Source organism: Actinomyces provencensis (genome assembly GCF_900155435.1).
Lineage (GTDB): Bacteria > Actinomycetota > Actinomycetes > Actinomycetales > Actinomycetaceae > Pauljensenia > Pauljensenia provencensis.
This window is the reverse complement of sequence record NZ_LT700230.1, coordinates 1-1,243: the sequence shown is the minus strand read 5'-3', so window position 1 is coordinate 1,243 and position 1,243 is coordinate 1. Positions and strand designations below refer to the sequence as shown.

2 protein-coding genes are annotated in these 1,243 nt (G+C 64.0%); both read right to left on the bottom strand.

What is annotated here, in order from left to right:
* Positions 1-16 precede the first annotated feature (16 nt).
* Positions 17-799, bottom strand: coding sequence for an IS630 family transposase (locus tag BQ9890_RS15585; RefSeq protein WP_230297750.1), 783 nt, complete (start codon positions 797-799; stop codon positions 17-19).
* Positions 688-1,158, bottom strand: coding sequence for a helix-turn-helix domain-containing protein (locus BQ9890_RS16545; protein ID WP_075888566.1), 471 nt, complete (start codon positions 1,156-1,158; stop codon positions 688-690). Before BQ9890_RS16545 ends, BQ9890_RS15585 begins: the two co-directional genes overlap by 112 nt.
* Positions 1,159-1,243: the final 85 nt, after the last annotated feature.

Below are 1,243 nucleotides of genomic sequence, written 5' to 3'. Positions count from 1 at the left end.
TAGTAGATCGTCGCGGCTAAGTATTTGGGTATAGGTGACGGAGTTTGATGCGGGCGTCGTCCGCGGTGAACTGCCAGTCGACTTGCCGCTGATCATCGTTGGTCGCGGACTGCCAGGAAGCAAGCTCGGTGTTCAGGACGTCGAGGTCGTCGATGCGGCGGTCGAGGCATTGCCGGGACAGCCGGGAGAGTTCGATCTCGGCGATGTTCAGCCAGGAGCCGTGCTTGGGCGTGTAGTGGATCTCCAGCCTCTCGGCGAGGGCGCGGGCTTTGACGGGCTCGAATGCTTCGTAGAGCGAGCCGAGGGTGTGCGTGTTCAGATTGTCCATCACGAGCACGACGCGTTCGGCGTCCGCGTAGTCGACAGTGAGGAGCTCGTCGATCTCGGCCGCCCAGTCGATCCGTGTGCGTCGCGCCCTGGCGTCGACGCGGCGGCGCCCGGCGAGAGGTTCGGCCCAGACGAAGATCGAGCAGGTCCCGTGCCGGACATACTCCGAGTCCTCCTTGAGGTCATGGCCCGGCGCCGCGAGTATCGGATCACGGGCATGGCCGAGCAGCTGATACGGCTTCTCATCCATGCACACGACCGGCACTGCGGGATCGAAGGGGCGGTGGTAGACCTCGAGGACGTCTTCCATCCGGGCGACAAACTCACCGCTGGCGTGCGGCGGGATCGTCCAGCACTTCTTCAAGTGAGGACGAAGCCCCCTTTTTTCAGGGTCCGACCGATCGTGGAGTGATCCAGCGGCGGCAGCCCATCGGTGAGCAGCACATGTTTCTCCAGCAGCCGCAACGACCACCGGTCGAACCCCGCCGGGGGTTTCGTGCACGCCAACGCGATCACCCGCGCCTCAACATCTCCGGTCACCTTCGCCGGCACCGGTGGCGTGGTCCGCTTCCGGCGCCCGATCACGTCATCCACGTTCCCGTGAGACTCGGTGAACCGCTTCGCGATCACGTAGACGGTCTGCTCCGACACGCCCGCGTGCTCGGCAACGACCCGCCTGGGCGGCACCACGCCCGTGCTCTCGTCCAGCTCCAGCAGCACTCTCGCCCGCATGATCGTCCGAGCCGGATGCGAGCCACGCGTAATCACCCTCGTCAGCTTCATACGGTCAGCGCCGGACAGCACGACGACGTGATCCTTCGGTCTGGGCATGACAGTCCACTCCTCCCAATCAAGTATCGATCAGGACAAGCCAACCCACCAATTACCAAACCATTAGGAACGACACGCTACTAGT